Annotated in this window: 16 protein-coding genes; 4 read left to right on the top strand and 12 right to left on the bottom strand. The window is 38.3% G+C overall.

All coding sequences use genetic code 11. The annotated features are described in order from the left end of the window. Positions 1-6: 6 nt before the first annotated feature. Both ACIFOT_RS06545 and ACIFOT_RS06540 read right to left on the bottom strand, forming a co-directional pair. Positions 7-672 (bottom strand): response regulator, encoded by a 666-nt coding sequence (locus ACIFOT_RS06545; protein WP_430063274.1) that lies wholly within the window; start codon positions 670-672, stop codon positions 7-9. Then, positions 659-2,815 (bottom strand): sensor histidine kinase, encoded by a 2,157-nt coding sequence (locus tag ACIFOT_RS06540; RefSeq protein ID WP_430063272.1) that lies wholly within the window; start codon positions 2,813-2,815, stop codon positions 659-661. The genes ACIFOT_RS06545 and ACIFOT_RS06540 overlap by 14 nt, the downstream gene beginning before the upstream one ends. Before the next feature lie 185 nt (positions 2,816-3,000). Between ACIFOT_RS06540 and ACIFOT_RS06535 the strand changes: the two genes are divergently transcribed. Further along, positions 3,001-3,696 carry a hypothetical protein gene (locus tag ACIFOT_RS06535; protein WP_430063270.1) on the top strand — a complete coding sequence of 232 codons (696 nt, stop codon included), beginning with the start codon at positions 3,001-3,003 and terminating at the stop codon, positions 3,694-3,696. 273 nt (positions 3,697-3,969) lie between these two features. On the opposite strand, the gene pepF is transcribed toward ACIFOT_RS06535, so the two are convergent. Both pepF and ACIFOT_RS06525 read right to left on the bottom strand, forming a co-directional pair. After that, positions 3,970-5,757: an oligoendopeptidase F gene (gene pepF / locus ACIFOT_RS06530; RefSeq protein ID WP_430063269.1), complete on the bottom strand. Its 1,788-nt coding sequence runs from the start codon at positions 5,755-5,757 to the stop codon at positions 3,970-3,972. Between the two features lie 174 nt (positions 5,758-5,931). Further along, positions 5,932-6,891 (bottom strand): rhodanese-related sulfurtransferase, encoded by a 960-nt coding sequence (locus ACIFOT_RS06525; RefSeq protein ID WP_430063268.1) that lies wholly within the window; start codon positions 6,889-6,891, stop codon positions 5,932-5,934. A 144-nt stretch (positions 6,892-7,035) separates the two neighbouring features. Here ACIFOT_RS06525 and ACIFOT_RS06520 point away from each other — a divergent pair, with 144 nt between their 5' ends. Next, on the top strand, positions 7,036-7,614 hold the full coding sequence (locus ACIFOT_RS06520; protein WP_430063266.1) for a CBO0543 family protein: 579 nt from the start codon (positions 7,036-7,038) through the stop codon (positions 7,612-7,614). A 92-nt stretch (positions 7,615-7,706) separates the two neighbouring features. Further along, positions 7,707-8,879, top strand: a complete 1,173-nt coding sequence (locus tag ACIFOT_RS06515; protein ID WP_430063576.1) for a glycosyl hydrolase family 18 protein — start codon at positions 7,707-7,709, stop codon at positions 8,877-8,879. Positions 8,880-8,914: 35 nt separating this feature from the next. On the opposite strand, the gene ACIFOT_RS06510 is transcribed toward ACIFOT_RS06515, so the two are convergent. The 6 genes from ACIFOT_RS06510 to ACIFOT_RS06485 form a co-directional block, all read right to left on the bottom strand. Beyond that, entirely contained in the window at positions 8,915-9,325 is a 411-nt protein-coding gene (locus ACIFOT_RS06510; protein WP_430063264.1) for an acyl-CoA thioesterase, read from the bottom strand. A gap of 1 nt (position 9,326) precedes the next feature. Continuing rightward, on the bottom strand, positions 9,327-10,487 hold the full coding sequence (locus ACIFOT_RS06505) for an iron-containing alcohol dehydrogenase (RefSeq protein WP_430063262.1): 1,161 nt from the start codon (positions 10,485-10,487) through the stop codon (positions 9,327-9,329). 104 nt (positions 10,488-10,591) lie between these two features. After that, positions 10,592-11,395 carry an arylamine N-acetyltransferase gene (locus ACIFOT_RS06500; protein ID WP_430063260.1) on the bottom strand — a complete coding sequence of 268 codons (804 nt, stop codon included), beginning with the start codon at positions 11,393-11,395 and terminating at the stop codon, positions 10,592-10,594. Positions 11,396-11,409: 14 nt separating this feature from the next. Continuing rightward, positions 11,410-11,865 (bottom strand): DUF2269 family protein, encoded by a 456-nt coding sequence (locus ACIFOT_RS06495; RefSeq protein WP_430063259.1) that lies wholly within the window; start codon positions 11,863-11,865, stop codon positions 11,410-11,412. An 82-nt stretch (positions 11,866-11,947) separates the two neighbouring features. After that, positions 11,948-13,108 (bottom strand): response regulator transcription factor, encoded by a 1,161-nt coding sequence (locus tag ACIFOT_RS06490; protein WP_430063257.1) that lies wholly within the window; start codon positions 13,106-13,108, stop codon positions 11,948-11,950. After that, positions 13,098-13,583, bottom strand: a complete 486-nt coding sequence (locus ACIFOT_RS06485; RefSeq protein WP_430063255.1) for a hypothetical protein — start codon at positions 13,581-13,583, stop codon at positions 13,098-13,100. Before ACIFOT_RS06485 ends, ACIFOT_RS06490 begins: the two co-directional genes overlap by 11 nt. Before the next feature lie 204 nt (positions 13,584-13,787). Between ACIFOT_RS06485 and ACIFOT_RS06480 the strand changes: the two genes are divergently transcribed. After that, the gene (locus ACIFOT_RS06480) at positions 13,788-14,186 is read left to right on the top strand and encodes a hypothetical protein (RefSeq protein WP_430063253.1); all 399 of its coding nucleotides are present in this window, start codon (positions 13,788-13,790) and stop codon (positions 14,184-14,186) included. Between the two features lie 68 nt (positions 14,187-14,254). Here the strand turns inward: ACIFOT_RS06480 and ACIFOT_RS06475 are convergent, their stop codons facing one another. Both ACIFOT_RS06475 and ACIFOT_RS06470 read right to left on the bottom strand, forming a co-directional pair. Continuing rightward, a complete protein-coding gene (locus tag ACIFOT_RS06475; RefSeq protein WP_430063251.1) occupies positions 14,255-15,193 on the bottom strand; it encodes an MBL fold metallo-hydrolase in 939 nt (312 codons plus the stop codon). After that, positions 15,183-16,238: an NADP-dependent oxidoreductase gene (locus ACIFOT_RS06470; protein WP_430063249.1), complete on the bottom strand. Its 1,056-nt coding sequence runs from the start codon at positions 16,236-16,238 to the stop codon at positions 15,183-15,185. Before ACIFOT_RS06470 ends, ACIFOT_RS06475 begins: the two co-directional genes overlap by 11 nt. Positions 16,239-16,244: the final 6 nt, after the last annotated feature.

Genomic DNA, 16,244 nt, shown 5'->3' with positions numbered 1-16,244 from the left:
TTCACATTAGTCCCCTGCTATTTCTTCACCGCCTAATCGCGATTCCCTGACAAGAAGGATGGCTTCCTCTCTGTCAGCTACTTGTAGTTTATTTAGAATATTTGTCACATAATTGGATACCGTTTTTCCACTTATTTGGAGTTTAGATGCTATTCCAGTATTAGCTGTTCCATCAGCCATTAAATACAGCACTTCACGTTCTCGTTCTGTAAGGTCTGGAAATACTTCTCTTGGTGCAGCTGGACGAGCCATAGAAAAATATTCAATCATCCGGGAGGCAATACCCGGACTAAAAACAGCACCACCATTGCCTACTGCCCAAATGGCATTTAGGATCTCATCCTTTTCAGCATCCTTCAGGACGTAACCTTTCGCTCCCGCCCTCATCGCCGCAAACACAGAATGATCATCCTGAAACATTGTTAAAATTAAAATCTGTGTTTGCGGCCGTATTTTTATTATCTCTCTTGTTGCCTCAATTCCATTACATCCCGGCATACGGAGATCCATTAAGATAATATCTGGTTCTAAGCTTTGGGCGAGCTCTATCGCCTCTTCCCCCGAGGTAGCTTCCCCAACAATTTCAAGTTCAGATGTCGTTAAAAAAAGAGTTTTCACTCCGTGGCGAAATAATGGATGATCGTCCGCAATTAATACCTTAAGCTTTTTCATCGTTTTCCCCCTCGATTTGATTGACCGGTAAAAATACCGAGATAATTGTTCCTCCCGTTGGTCCATTATTTATTTGAAACGTCCCACCTAATTCGGTGGCCCTTTCTCTCATAGAGTCTATTCCAATTCCGCCTTTATAACTGCTCCTAATTTTTGTGGGGATTCCGGTTCCGTCATCCTCTATCTTAAACTGTAACCCCCGCTCATTTTGTTCAAAAAAGGAAATACTTATAGTACAATTCGTTGCCAGTGAATGGCGAACAACATTAACGATTGCTTCCGTTGTAATTCGAAAAGTGGCAACTTCAACCGCTGCTGGTAAAGCAGGCAGTCTATCAGGCACATTTAAATGAAAGGATACTCCATTTGGATTTGCTCTTTGGCAATCTTGGTTGGACATAGATAACTCCTTAATCCGTTCATGGATGGCTCCTATTAGTCCCATTTCATCTAAGGTTGGCGGCCGCAAATCGTAAACTAACCCACGAATTTCAGAAACGGTTAAACGAATGGTTGTTCTAAGCTCCTCAAGAATATTCCGTGTTGCGTGAGGGTTTCGATCGACCAAATCCTCTGCCGCTGCTGCCGTTAATGCAAGTGCTGCGAGCCTCGGAGCAAGGTCATCATGTAAATTGCTTCGCAGCTTTCTTCTCTCTTCTTCCCTAGCTAGCACAAGATTTTCCCTAGATTCCTGTAAGTCCGCTGCTAAAAGCTTTAAATCTAAAGATGCCTTTGCACTTTGAACAACAACACTTGCTTGACGAACTAGCATATCTAAAAATTTTTGGTCTGATAATGTGAAACCTTCCCCTTTCGAGCGTGGTGCCAGTTTTATTACACCAATCTCTTTTCCTTGAAATAACAAATTATAAGCTAGTGGAGCCTCTATTAAATCTAGATCCCCTGCTACAATTACTTCAGTGCCATTTTGATTAAAGGAAAGGGATGCAGATGGCAGCCGAAGTGAATCTTTGATCGTTCGTACGACCAATTGTAAAACTGCCTCAGGAGAAATGGGGTTTTCCAGTTCCTTCGACAGCCGGTTTAACACTGTATATGGGTCCTCATTTTCCCCATACATCCTGCGATTGATAAACCTCTGAACCCTTTCTTTTAACGGAGCAAATAAAACCGCTGCAATTCCTGTCGCAATAAGGGAACTAAATAAATGGTTTTTAGTTTGAAAGAGTAAGCCTGAATACCATACGGCCAGCACATAAAAGGCGATGGTGCAAGCGGTCATGATCCCGTATACAATGGTTCGATTGACAATGATATCAATATCCCATAAACGATGCTTCATCATAGCGATTAAAATCGTAATCGGGATTAAGATCATACTCGCATGAACACCTATTTCTACATTATAAAGTTGAAATGGATCAGCAGAGATGGATTGCTCATAAGGAATGAAAATGGCGGTAACACTAAAAAGGCCAATAAGGGCTAAAACGACACCAAATACCACCCATTTTGCCTGCTGTTTCTCTAGTGTAGTCATGACAAATTTGTAACGGTAGATCTGTACAAACACGAGGCTGCCAATCCAGACAATAAACCAAATAATAAATAGCCCTTTAGATACGTGCTGTAAATTAACGTAAGAATCAGGAAAAATCATTCCAGGAATTCGAATTAAGATAATTGCCAAACAAAGGTATTTTGACCATTGTGGAGCGAATCGACCATTTGGAAAAAGAAAAAAGAAAAGGATGAAAGCTGCCATTCCACTCGCTTCAATGGTTTGAACAAGATATAGGAGGATCGGATGCCCAAGTTTTAACGCCCCCATGATAGGCGTAAAGGTTCCTCCGAGTGATACAAGCATAAAGCTTCCTAGCAAACCAATAGACTCAGATGATTTTTTCAAAAAAAGAATAAGGCCAGCAAACATATAAACGATACCAAATACCGTGTAAATACTTACATAGGAAAACGAATATTCAGATGAGGAGAAGTCATGCTCCTTCAGCCAGCCTGCCCCAGGCGGAGGGTTATAAAAGCCCTCGCAGAGGCTGGATATACAGTTTGTTTTTATATATTGGTAGTAAACAGGAATACTGACAATAAACAAAACCGCTATCAGCACACTGAGAGCTAAGGCAGTCCAGCGAATAATTTTATACCTCGAGGAAGATTTCATTAATACCTCTCCTGTCAATCTAATGATAGGGAAATTGTACCAACACTAAGAATATTCTGTAAATAGAATTTTTTAATCCTAATGGAATTCCTGCCTTCCGGGAAAAAGTGCCTCTACCGATTGGGAAGTATTGGGATGATATGATTCAAGTGTAAGATAAATCAACCACTCAGGGGGAAAAAATAATGAGTATTCCAAAAGGCTATCTTAAGTTCAGCGGGATCATGTTATTGGTAGGGGGAATTATGGGGTTTACCGGTCAGCTGGTGCATCTAGGGGATGTTCCTGAATCGGTAAAAGACATTCCTGAATTTCTAAAAGGCGCGGTAAATATTCATGTTTTATTAGCCTATTCCTCCACGTTTATATTAATGGGATTACCTGCTTTATTCCTGCGTCAGGCTTCTAATTTAAAATGGTGGGGCTGGCTGTCGTTTCCACTATTGTTTATCGGATTGATGCTTGAAATTTTCCATGGACCGGTTCAGATAATCGCGTATCCGATAATCTTTGATTTCGTTCATACAGCAGCGGATTTACAGCATGTAACTGACCTCCTGAATAACATGGCAGTTGATCGATTCCCGTTACAGCTCGCTGTTTTTATTCCAATCGTTCCAGGAATTTTCTTAGGACTCTTATTATTTGGCTTTTCTACGTTAAGAGCAAAGGTATTCCCAAAAGCACCCGTCATTTTTCTCTTTGTTGTTTTCGCCATTCAAATCCTTAGCTTTGTTGTTCCGGTTCATATTCACCTGTTGGAAATATCCTTTGCCTATATTCATCTCATTTTCGTATGGTTCGGTGCGATTTTGACTTTTGAAAAAGCTAAAAAAAACGTTAGCCAAGATAAGAGTGACGTAGTTATAATCCAAAACTAAGACAATAACCCGCAGAATCCTGCGGGTTATTTTGTACTTTTTTAGCTTATGAACGACATTTCGATATTAATCCTGATGAGTTTTGTCCTTCATTGTGGTGATGAAAGACATTTCATTAACAATCTTAATATGTTTTGTCCTTCATCGAGCTTTTGAAAGACATTTCGATAATAATCTTAATGGGTTTTGTACTTCATTGAGATGATGAAAGACATTTTATTAACAATCTTAATATGTTTTGTCCTTCATAGCTCCAAGGAAGTAAATAGTGGATTATAATTTTGAGAACTCCTCTACAAGTTCGCTAAACTTACGCAGAGAATTCTCAATCGGGAGTGGTGTTGTTAGGTCTACCCCTGTTTTTTTCAACAATTCTAGCGGATAATCGGAGCTGCCACTCTTTAAAAACTCTAAATAGGAATGTAAGGTTTTCTTATCACCTTCTAAAATCTTTGTTGCTAAATGGATCGCTGAGGCAAATCCCGTGGCATACTTATAAACATAAAATGGACGATAAAAATGAGGAATGCGAGACCAGCCATATTTTACTTCCTCATCGCATACAATCTCTTCTCCATTGTATTCTCTAAATAACGCCTCATAGGTTTGATTGAATACTTCTACATTTAATGGACGGCCGTCTTCAGACATTTCATGTGTCTTTTTCTCAAATTCGGCAAACATGACTTGAGTAAAAAATGTCCCCTTAAACTGATCTATAAAATGATTGACTAGGTGTTTTCGGATGTTGTCATCTTTCTCAGTGTTGAGCAAATAGTTAATTAATAAAACTTCATTGACTGTGGAGGCTACTTCCGCCACAAAAATACTATAGCCCGCGGTAATTTGCGGCTGATGTTGTGAACTTAGCTTACTATGAACACCATGACCGCATTCATGGACTAATGTAAATAAACTGTCTAAATCATCTTGATGATTTAGCAGAATATATGGATGGACACCATATACTCCAAGATTATAGGCTCCGGAACGTTTGCCCGGGGTTTCACGAACATCGATATATCTAGCATCTTTAAACTCTTTTAAGATACCCAAATAATCATCGCCAAGAGGTGATAATGCTTTGCACATCGTTTCGTAGGCCTCTTCAAAAGAGATTACCTGTTTAACACCGCTGATGAGCGGGACACTCATATCATACTGTCGCAGCTCATCTAACCTTAACTTTTCTTTACGGATTCTATTATATTGATGAAGCGGGCCGATATTCTCCTTAGTAGTTCGGATGAGATTTTCATAAACCTCTTTTGGTACGTTATCACCAAATAAAGCTTTTTCAAGTGCTGATGGATATTGACGTATCCTAGACATAGTCACATTATTTTTAATGGCTGCTGAAAGTGTGGATGCAATGGAATTCTTCAGTTGTACATATGGTTGATAATACGCCTTATAGGCTTCCCTTCGCTTATCCCGGTCTTCATCCTCGATTAATTTTGAATACATCCCCCTGGTTAATTCCACTCTATCACCGTTCTCTGCAGTCACTTCGCCAAATTTGATATCCGCATTATTTATCATGCCAAAGGTATGACTTGGAACTGATAGCGCTTCCCCTAATTGGGATAAAACCTCCTCCTGATCCTTACTTAACACATGCGCTTTATACCGGAACGACTCTAATAAATCCTCTTCAAAGTATTTTAAACCTTCTTCTTCCTTTATATATGCCTTTAAGGTTTCTTCCTCTAAACTTAATAAAAAAGGCATGAAAAAAGAAGTTGATGCACTGACCTTTACACTCAGTTGTTTAGCCCGATCTAACAAAACCTGAGAGCTTGTTTCCCTCGTATCTACGTCAACATTCAACATGGCAAAAGCATAAACCTTATTAAAAACAAACGATAATTCTTCCCTTTGCTTCAAATACAGATATAAGGATTTCCCATCGGTTATCTTCCCATCAAACCCCTTAAGTTCTGCTGCCATTTTTTCAATTAGCTGAAGATCATTTTCCCACTTTTTTTCGTCTTCAAATATATCTGTTAGATTCCATTTCTCCTGAATGGGGACTTCTTTTCTTGTCGTGTAGGTTGTCATTCGTTAAGCTCCTTTTTGATTAACTTTTACCACTAATAATTTCCTTATGTTAAATATATTCGAATGGATTCACCTAAATCCTTTAACATGGAGATAAAAATTTCCATTCTCAAAAAAAGTAATAGCAGGTAAATAGAAAAAGCAGGCCATTAATATGACCTGCCTCATCCGAGTTTATATAATTACTTCTTCACCAATTGCCTTCAATCTTTTTGATACTTCATCTTCACTTAAACCATGCTGTGCGATATAACGATTTCTCGGGTGTACCCGGCATTCATGGGAACAGCTGCGTAAATGTTTATGTTCATTTTCCTCTGAGCAAAGGATCTTTCGATTACATTCTGGATTTGCGCAATTAACATAACGTTCACATGGCTCGCCCGTATAGAAATCTTTACCTACGACAACTTGCTCTTTACGATTGACTGGGACGCTGATCCGCTCATCAAAAACATACAGCTGGCCATCCCATAGTTCCCCCTGTACCTCTGGGTCTTTTCCGTACGTGACGATGCCGCCTTCTAATTGTGAAACATCTTCAAAGCCTTCCTTTCGAAGCCAGCCAGAGAATTTTTCACAACGAATACCACCTGTACAATAGGTAAGTATCTTTTTGCCTTCAAACTCTTGTTTATTTTCTCTAATCCATTGCGGTAAATCACGGAAGTTGAGAATGTCTGGCCTTACTGCACCTCTAAAATGACCTAAATCAAATTCATAATCATTTCTCGCATCAATGACGACAGTATCTTCTCTTTGCATCGCTTCGAAAAATTCCTTCGGTTTTAGATGCTTGCCGGTAAGAACATTTGGATCAACATCATCCTCTAACCGGAGAGTAACAAGCTCTGGTCTAGGTCGAACACGTAATTTTTTGAAAGCATGCTCATCAGCTTCATCTATTTTAAAAACAGTACCCGAAAAAAGCGGATGCTCATCCATCCATTTCATATAGGCATCCGTTTGTTCAATGGTGCCAGACACCGTCCCATTAATTCCTTCTGCGGCAATGATGATACGACCCAATAAACCTAAATCCAGACACACTTGGCGGTGTTCATTCGCCGTTTCCTCCGGATTCTCGATTTGTACGTATTTATAATATAATAACACTTTATATTCTTGTTTCATGTTTACCACCTTACATTTATAAAACTGTTTAAAAATCTAACAACCAATTTTAACAAAGTTTAAATTAACTTTCAACCAAATTGCCCATGAGTGGATTATGAAAATGAATTCTTCATATTTTCTATTTAATTGTAAACTCTATAAATGAAAAAGCGATTAATGGCTGTTACAGTGGGGGATGTTATGTTACACACATTTGCATCTTTTTTAAGACTGGTTATTCCTTTTTTATATCTCCTTGCTGCCTGGCGATTTGGAGATTGGAAAAATTGGAGAAAATATTATTCATCTATACTTTTTTTAATAAGTGTGGACTTCGGTATGTCCCTTCTCACATACAACTTTTCATTATGGACTTTTCAAAAATCATTTCTTGTTCCAAATCATACCATTACGGACTTTTTAATAACTTTTTTTGTATTATCTCCAATGGTCTTTATTTTTCTTTCAAAATACCCTTTTAACTCTAGCATGATTTGGCAAATCGTATATGGTGCAGTCTGGGTCATATTTTCCACTTTCATGGAAAGCTTTTTTAAGGCAGCCGAACTTATAACATACCATCATGGTTGGAATCTTTTGTGGTCCATTTTAGTTTGGATGTTCATGTACTTTGGCCTACGAGTTCATTTTAGCAAACCTTTCTGGGCCTGGCTTCTTTGTTTTGCATGTGTTTTTTTTATTAAGATATACTTTCATATCCCAATCAGAAATATGAAATAATCCAAAAACAGGTCGATATTACCAACTCATTCTTCCCATTTTTTCTGTTACAATTTTTTAGGTAAGTGAAAAATAGGGAGGAATCCATATTGATGAAAAAACGTAATCTCCTCCTTGGACTGGTAATTGCAGTTACCTTTATTGGAGGAATTCTTACTGGAATATTATTCACTGGAGATAGGTCACAGTCAAACCAATCTAATAAGATTAAAATAGATAAAGCACCAAAATCTTCCATTTATCCAATGGAAAAAGCATTACCTCAAGTGGATAAAACTCAATCCAAAGTTTTAATCGGCTATGTTCAGGATTACCGTGATCCAAATATTGTCGATTATTCCAAACTTACTCATGTGATCTTTTCTTTCGCACATCCAACGAAGGATGGCGGGATATTGCTAAATGGAGATACTCCATTAAAAAACTTACGTACGATGGTAACAAAAGCAAAAAAACACAATACAAAGGTCATGATTGCAGTTGGCGGATGGTTTCACATGAATGGCGGTGAATCATATCCGTATTTTAAAGCGGCTATCTCTAATCCTGTATCCAGAACAAAGCTAGTTAATGAGCTTACTAGTTTCGCAGACAGGGAGAATCTAGATGGAATTGATATCGATTTTGAGCATCCCCATTCAACAGCTGATGCTCAAAATTTAGCCGCTTTCGCCAAAGAGTTAAGCGAAAAGCTTCACCCTAAAAAGAAGGAATTATCGATTGCCGTATATGCAAAAATACATGCAATCACCTTGAAGGAAACAGGGTTTGTCAAATATGAGCCGACCATGTTCCAGTATGTTGACCATGTCAATATCATGGCCTATGACGGTCAATGGGATGATGGCTATCATGCTGAGAATTTGTCACCTTACCCATATGCAGAAAAGATAGTAGAGTACTGGGCCAACTATTTCGATCAGCAAAAATTATCAAAAGAAAAACTGGTTTTAGGCGTTCCTTTATACGCACAGCCTGTAGATCCAAAAATCAAGCAGGTTTCCTTTTCAGCAATCGTTAATCAAAATCCAGCTAATGCTGCCAATGATACGGTTAAAATGAATGGAACCACCTATTATTACAACGGCGATGTCACAATGAAAAGGAAAACCAAACTCGCCCTTGACCATGGTTTCGGCGGGATGATGATTTGGGAAGCAGGCCTTGATTCCCAAGGCCCGAAAAGTTTAACTGGGGCGATTTATACTGCAATTAAGGATTCAAGCAAAGAACCTGTCAAATATTACACGGTGAAGAAAAATTAAAAGGCTGTCTCCTCTTAATGAGGGCAGCCTTTTTTCTATTCCATGACAACTGATTGGTTATATAAATGCTTCTCTAATTCCATTCTAATATGTTTAGGAATTGGCTCTGATTTCTGCCTTTGGACATTAAAGTTCACATAAAGGGCAGTTCCCTTTGCACATATCCGTTTATTTTGGTGAATTTCTTCATAAAGCTCTAAGCTAGAATTTCCAATTTTCTGCACCCAGGTTTTAACCTCTACATTTTCACCAAAATAAATTTGGCTGACATATTCAACATTCATTTTAAGAATAATCATTCTCCAATTTTTAAATGAATGATCAGGAGTAAATAATTTGAAAAGTTGATTACGGCCTGCTTCGAACCAAACTGGTATCGTTGTATTATTTATGTGACCTACTCCATCCGTTTCAGAAACTCTTGGCTCAATAGTAGTTGTATACATGTTAAATCCCTGCCTTCACACCATTAAATGCTAGCAGATATATTTGGAAAATATCTTCTTTTTCTAGAATCTTCGGACTACGGGCAAGCAGTCTTGTTTGCTTAATAGCATCCTCTGTTAACATGCCGAGATTGGATTCTAGAATTCCATATTCCTTTAATGTTGAAGGCAAACCAACATCCTCTACTAATTTATAAAAAATGCGCAAACATTCTTCAGGTGTTTGTTCAGCCTCTTGTTTAGTTAAAATATTGCAGACCATATTCATCTTTTTTGCACAGCTTGACGCAATATACTTCATTACATATGGAAGCAGTACGGCATTGGATTCTCCGTGCGGTAATTTAAATTGGCTTCCTAAAGGATAGGCGAGAGCATGGACACCAGCAACACCTGCATTGAAAAAGGCTAATCCGGCTAAATAGCTGCCATAGCTCATCGCTGTTCTTGCTTTGATATCTTCACCGTTTTCGACAGCTATTTTCAATGAACCGCTGATAAGTTCGACAGCCTTCAATGCTAAGGCATCTGTTGCTTCATTGGCATTTACTGAAAGGTACGCTTCAACGGCGTGGGTCAAAGCATCAATGCCTGTTGCTGCGGTTATTCGTTTGGGAACAGAAATGGTTAGCTGAGGATCGACGATGGCGAGATTGGCGAGTAAAAAATCATGGGTGACCACATCCTTTGTCCCCGTGAGCGATAAGACCGCAATATCGGTTACTTCACTACCAGTTCCTGAAGTTGTTGGTATCAATATTTTGGGGATACCCTTATGTACTAAGGACTTTGTTCCGGTCAGATTTAAATAATCCATTACCTTTCCTTCATTATGCGAAATGACGGCAGCCAGCTTCGCTAAATCTAAGGCACTTCCCCCTCCTAAACCTATGACACAGTCGAATTCTCCCTCCCTGGTAAACTCCACTAACTTTTCCGCACAATTCAAAGATGGCTCTGGTTCTACTTCTGTATACACATTAACAGCAAACTCTTCATTTAATGGGGACAGGTATTGGCCAACGAGACCGATTTTAACTAGTGTTCGATCGGTAACAATTAAAATTTTACTAACTTTCCAGTTTCGGAGTTCTAGTAATAGCTTGTCAATTGAACCCAAACCAATATGTGAACGCATCGGGAATCTCAACGTAGAAATCATTTTCCTTTACCTCCTAAAAGCCTTATTCTTTGTATATTTCTACAACCAATTCATTATCCCTGCTTTTTGAGTACATGAAAAAAATCCACCTGTTACCAGATGGATTAAAATAGGTATACACCTCGATTATTTAAAAAGTCCAATGAAAATTCAAGGTCTTGTTTCTTAAGATTAAACGTTGATTCCATCATTTCCAGCCATTCGGCTTTGCTTTCAAAATCTTTAACAGTAATGTTCCTATCGGACTTGATAATCAATTTTGAATTCATCATGGCATAGCTGACCCGTTCTTTAAAAATGGTGGCGACAATCCTTCGCATAAACGGATTGTCATCTTCATCCCGATGGGAATGGATAATATCTTCTTTAAAACTTTCTAGTTCCACTGGAAACCATTCAATCGTTTTTGTCACAAAGCTTTGCCCGCCGGTTCTTCTATCAATTATATACCCATTACTGCTGACTTGCTTAATGATAATCTCTTCGCCACTCCGAACTAGATATGGTTCTTTTTCAATAAGCAATGGCTCAAATAACGGTGCCATATAACCGACATCTGTATAATACGATTTACCTTCGATGGTAACCATTATGGCAAGGTGATTGTTCCCGCCTCTTGCCCGCACATATTTGGCGTCAAATCCTAGAGAACGCAGGAGTAGACAAAAGTGAATATTGAGAATATAACAATTCCCGCCCCAGCCTTTTCTATACAAGTTTTCCAAGAATTCTTCCTTAGTTGGAATTAAATCTTCTAGACCCCTGTTCGAAAAATAATAAAACTTGCTGCAAATTTCAAAAGGTATACGGTGGAGGTGCGTTTCCACCAAATGCTGCAAATATTGATAATTCGGCTTTTTTTCATCAACCCCTAGGTAAGATAAATATTGTTTCGTCCAATTCTCCATATGCTTTCTTCCTCCTAAACAGGTTTAACAACCATAAGGGCAATGATGACTAAAACAAGGACACATGAAGTGAAATGATAATTTCGAACCTTTGCCAGCAATCCTAAAGTTTGTAAGTTCGTTTCTGTTTCACCCTGCTCTGTTAATTGATCTAATGTCGCAGATAGTTTTTTAGCTGCAGGGGTAAGAAATCCGATGATGACCACCTCAGCTAAAATAAAAAGGATGAGGGCTGCAGCAATCCACAGAGTAAAAAAGGTCCCATAATTACCAAGCCAGACTAACAAGAGTCCAGACAATAAGGTAAGCATCCCAAATATTTTGGGGAGGATCTCTAATCTGCTAACCAATTCTGCCATCCTTTTTAACTCCACCAGCGATTTTTCTGTTTTGAGAATCATAGGGAAGGCATAAGCAGGACCAAGTCCAACTACCGCTGATACAACATGCAACAATACAAGCCATTCCATAAAAAAACACCACCTATTCATAAGTCTTAACCTTATGATAAGGGGTGATAGAAATGAAAAATATCGGTTGAAATACGTAATTTTAATGAGAAGCGTCCATGAATCCGTTCTCAATCACATAACTTGCTAATGCTGCACGAGAATTTATCTCCAGTTTTTGATAGATCCGCTCTAAATGGGTAGTAACCGTTCTTTTACTCAAGAAAAGTACCTTTGCAACTTCTTCATTTGATAAACCCCTGGCAACTTGAACGGCGACCTGTAATTCTCGCGGACTCAAATTGCTTTTGACTGCACCCGCTCGTTTAGAACCTGCCAGTCTAAGTCTTTCCATTTCTTGCTCAATTGAATGTTGGCGTTGATTTGTATCATTTTTGTCAACCAGACTTTCAATAAGCTGTGATAGATGCCTTGAAGCAAATCGCAAAAATTCATCATTAAACAAACTAAACTTTATTCCATCGTCAGTTTGACTTGAGATGATCGCAATAATTTTTCCATTATCCTCTTTAATTGGGATGGCAATATAATGGTGGTTTAACTTCCTGAAGTCCTCATACGAAAAGATTCCATTTTCGTTCTGCTGGTGTAGTATTGTCGTTAAGGCATATTGATATTGGGAGCGGATATTGAAAATCCGGATAGGTTTTTCCTGCTCTAATGACAACTTCGCTACTCGCTTAAGTATCAGCGCTTCTGATTCCTCCCCAAATCCTTTTACAGTTGCAAGTTCCAATGACTGCTCGTAATCTTCAACGACCCAAACTGCAGATGTATCCCAGCCAAATTTCCTTTCTAGTTGTTCCAAAATGGGATTATATAAATCAGTTTTTGATAATAAATGACTGTTTTCCTCCTCGCATACTCGAGCCGCCAAAACACGAAATATCTCCGCACAATGGACAGTTAACGGCTTTTGTGTCTCAAGAATCATCGAGAGGATTTCATATTGCTTTTGCATTTCTGCAAAAATACCCGCATCACTACTGGGTCCAATATACTCCACATCCAATTCCCAAGTTGAGAATGTTGTCGTATCCATCGTTCTAATAAAGGCACGACTATTTTCTGTTAGGTTATGGATGCTTTTATTCAGCATGTGATTAGCAACTGCAACATGTTCTCGATCAACGAACCAAACTCGTGAGATATTTGTAATATTGGGGATACCCTGCCTGTCGCTAGTAATCAAGGTTGATGGAACAACACCCAGTAAAGCGGGATGCATTTCTTCAGGAATCATGGTTGCCTTCTCCTTCCTGGTACTTACTACCAGCATAGGGACCTGGTGTTTGTATGAATACTTCCTCTACTTTGTATGTAACGAGATTACAAAGTGCTGCTGAAAGTGGATATTTCGCATACATTTTTGGAAACAGCTTAAGGCTTCCATTCCGGTAACGGGATAATATGTCTAAATCTTCGTCACTGGTTGGATTTTTAAACTCTTTAAACTTACCTTTTATTTGATAGGATTCATTTGAAAAGCCATCTGTGAATAAACAGGCAATGGCCCCATTTCCTGAGTTGATAAAGGAACGTACCTTTTCTGTTTGTGATTTGAGTATGTAAATGCCAAGTTGATTTTTATCATTATATGTTTTTACCCCAAAACCTCGTACTGAATATGGTATTCCATTCGAATTTGATACAGCAAGATGGATAAAAAGAGGTTCTGCTTTTGTTAAAAAATGGACAACAATATCATCTAAAATCATCGTGCCCTCCGATTATAATAGTTTCATATATTAAAAGCCTTAATTTTATTAGACAGCATTTCCCTTAAAATGGCAATATGCAGTTTAATGACACAGATTTATCATAAATTTCGGCACTTGTCGAATTATTTTCCAAAGTTTTTGAAGGATTTTGTCGTATTATAAAGAAAAGAGTAATAGAGTTGCAAAAAAGGAGGAAAAGAGATGAAGAAAGTTCTAACATTACTATTTGGAGGCTTAATCGCATTAACATTGTTCGTTTCCACTGGGAATACTGCTAAAGCAGCAGGAGAATGTGGTTGTAATGCCTTACTGATTACCGGCTCAGAGAGGAACAAGATTGTTTCCGAACTATTAAAAAGTGACGGGTTTAAAAATAAAAAAATGGAATTAAAAGAAAAGGGATATACATGGAATGGTGCAAAAAATATCGAAGTTATTAATTTAATTGATTATAATGCAATTTTAACAGCCGCAGCTTTTACAAATAATAATGGTGAAGAAATCATGTTCATCTTTAAAGATGGAAAATTCTTATACAGTGACCCAATGATCCCAGAGGAAGCTTTAATGGAATTACAGACGTTCCTAGCAATACAATAAAAATAAAGTTCCCATCCAAGTTATTTGGTGGGAACTTTATTTTTAAAAATCATTGAAAAAATATTTGTTTAAATTACTTCAAAATACCAAGTGCCATCTTTTAATACTTTATTACATTGATCCCTATGATGAAGATACTCCAAATGAGCCACCGTCTCTCCTATAGCAAAACGGGTTTCATGGGTGGTTAAATTTTTAAAAAGCTTTTGACATACTTCATATATGGTAGATGGTTTTTGGATAAATTCATATGTTGCATCGAGCCGCTCATGGTGATGGGCAATTAATTCCTCAATCCTCGTATTGGCATTCCGGAAGGGATTACCATGTGAAGGGATGACATATTCGACGTCAAGCAATTCAATTTTTTTCAAAGATTGAAAGAAAGCTTCCAATGGGTTCTCAATTCCACGGAACCAGTAGGAAATATTCGGTGAAATCTTTGGTAAAATGTGATCGGTCGAGAAAAGTATGCTGTTTTCTTTGTTGTATAAACTAATCAAACCATCAGAATGACCAGGAGTGAAAATCACTTCATATTCATATTTTCCAAAAAGGATTTTCATTCCCTCCTCCAAATAATGAGTTACCTTAGGATAAGGTTTAACCCTAGGTGAAAAGCTTCCTTCATCACTTGTCAATTCAAATGAAATATTATCCGGTAAACCGCACATATCATAATTCATTTTCACAAATTCAAGGGAACCTGGTTCCCAATACGTTAATCCTGCCTCTTCATCAACCTTCGTCATCCATACGGCAGCATCAGTTAATTGTTGCAACGTTCCAGCATAGCCAAAATGGTCAGGATGATAGTGTGTAATAATTAGATCTTTAATATCATGTTTTTCAATAATTGGCTGCCATATATCCCTCGATACCGCATTATTTAATCCCGTATCAATAATCGTCCATCCCTCAGAACCTTCTCCTAAGAAACAATGAACATGATTTAATCGAAATGGCAATGGAATCGTAACTTGTGTAACACCAATATCATTCAGCAACAGAGGCCTCCCTCTCCACTGGGTTAGGGGCAGCAGCCTCAGCGACCTTCACCAGTTGTTTGCCAATGTTTTCACCTCGAAAAAGTCCAAGAAAAGCTTCCACGGTATTTTCAAAGCCTTCAATGACATTTTCACGGTATTTGATTTTTCCTTCACGTACCCACTTTGCTAACGTTGTGTATCCTTCTTTATTATGTTCCGCATAGTCAGAAACAATGAACCCTTTCACCATGGAACTAGTTTTAAGTAGTTGTCCAAGAATCCTTGGTCCCATTTCTGGTTTTTCCAAATTGTATTGAGAAATTTGGCCACAAATGACAATCCGTGACTGAAAATTAATCAGCTTCATCACTTCGTCCGTTACTGTTCCTCCGACATTATCAAAGTAAACATCAATACCATTTGGGCATGCTTTTAATAGTTCCTTGTACAAGTCAGGTGATGTTTTATAGTTGATAGCTGCATCAAAGCCCAATTCTGATGTTAGAAACTCACATTTCTCCTCAGCTCCTGCAATTCCAACTACACGGCAGCCTTTCAGTTTTGCGATTTGCCCCACTATCGTCCCTACAGCACCTGAAGCTCCAGAGACAACAACAGTTTCCCCTTCCTTTGGCTGTCCAATGTGTAATAATCCAAAATAAGCGGTCAAACCAGGCATTCCAAGAACATGAAGGGCCGTGGAAATCGGTGCGGCATCTGGATTGATTCTTCGGATGTTACTGCCATTGGAAACATTGTATTCCGCCCATTCCAGCCGTCCATCAACAAAACTATTAACCTTAAATTTCGGATTCTTCGATTCAATCACTTGACCCACGATTCCTCCAATGAATGGTTCCCCTACCTCATATGGCTTAGCATAAGATTTTGCATCCGACATTCGGCCGCGCATGTATGGGTCAACAGAAATATATAGAGACTTAATTAATACTTCTCCATCCACTATTTCTGGTACGCTTGTTTCAATCGTTGTAAAATTACTTTCATCAGGCATTCCGACCGGTCGGTATGCTAACAGGATTTTTTTATTGTTAATCATCATTTTCAG

The organism is Neobacillus sp. NRS-1170 (assembly GCF_050468025.1).
Note: the sequence above shows the minus strand (reverse complement) of the source record. Positions and strands in the feature narration are given on the sequence as shown.

Coding starts and splice junctions, on each gene's coding strand:
- ACIFOT_RS06545 (WP_430063274.1), bottom strand. CDS start 672: ATGAAAAAGCTTAAGGTATTAATTGCGGACGATCATCCATTATTTCGC.
- ACIFOT_RS06525 (WP_430063268.1), bottom strand. CDS start 6,891: ATGAAACAAGAATATAAAGTGTTATTATATTATAAATACGTACAAATC.
- ACIFOT_RS06505 (WP_430063262.1), bottom strand. CDS start 10,487: ATGATTTCTACGTTGAGATTCCCGATGCGTTCACATATTGGTTTGGGT.
- pepF (WP_430063269.1), bottom strand. CDS start 5,757: ATGACAACCTACACGACAAGAAAAGAAGTCCCCATTCAGGAGAAATGG.
- ACIFOT_RS06535 (WP_430063270.1), top strand. CDS start 3,001: ATGAGTATTCCAAAAGGCTATCTTAAGTTCAGCGGGATCATGTTATTG.
- ACIFOT_RS06485 (WP_430063255.1), bottom strand. CDS start 13,583: ATGATTTTAGATGATATTGTTGTCCATTTTTTAACAAAAGCAGAACCT.
- ACIFOT_RS06490 (WP_430063257.1), bottom strand. CDS start 13,108: ATGATTCCTGAAGAAATGCATCCCGCTTTACTGGGTGTTGTTCCATCA.
- ACIFOT_RS06510 (WP_430063264.1), bottom strand. CDS start 9,325: ATGTATACAACTACTATTGAGCCAAGAGTTTCTGAAACGGATGGAGTA.
- ACIFOT_RS06480 (WP_430063253.1), top strand. CDS start 13,788: ATGAAGAAAGTTCTAACATTACTATTTGGAGGCTTAATCGCATTAACA.
- ACIFOT_RS06540 (WP_430063272.1), bottom strand. CDS start 2,815: ATGAAATCTTCCTCGAGGTATAAAATTATTCGCTGGACTGCCTTAGCT.
- ACIFOT_RS06515 (WP_430063576.1), top strand. CDS start 7,707: ATGAAAAAACGTAATCTCCTCCTTGGACTGGTAATTGCAGTTACCTTT.
- ACIFOT_RS06500 (WP_430063260.1), bottom strand. CDS start 11,395: ATGGAGAATTGGACGAAACAATATTTATCTTACCTAGGGGTTGATGAA.
- ACIFOT_RS06495 (WP_430063259.1), bottom strand. CDS start 11,865: ATGGAATGGCTTGTATTGTTGCATGTTGTATCAGCGGTAGTTGGACTT.
- ACIFOT_RS06520 (WP_430063266.1), top strand. CDS start 7,036: ATGAAAAAGCGATTAATGGCTGTTACAGTGGGGGATGTTATGTTACAC.
- ACIFOT_RS06470 (WP_430063249.1), bottom strand. CDS start 16,238: ATGATGATTAACAATAAAAAAATCCTGTTAGCATACCGACCGGTCGGA.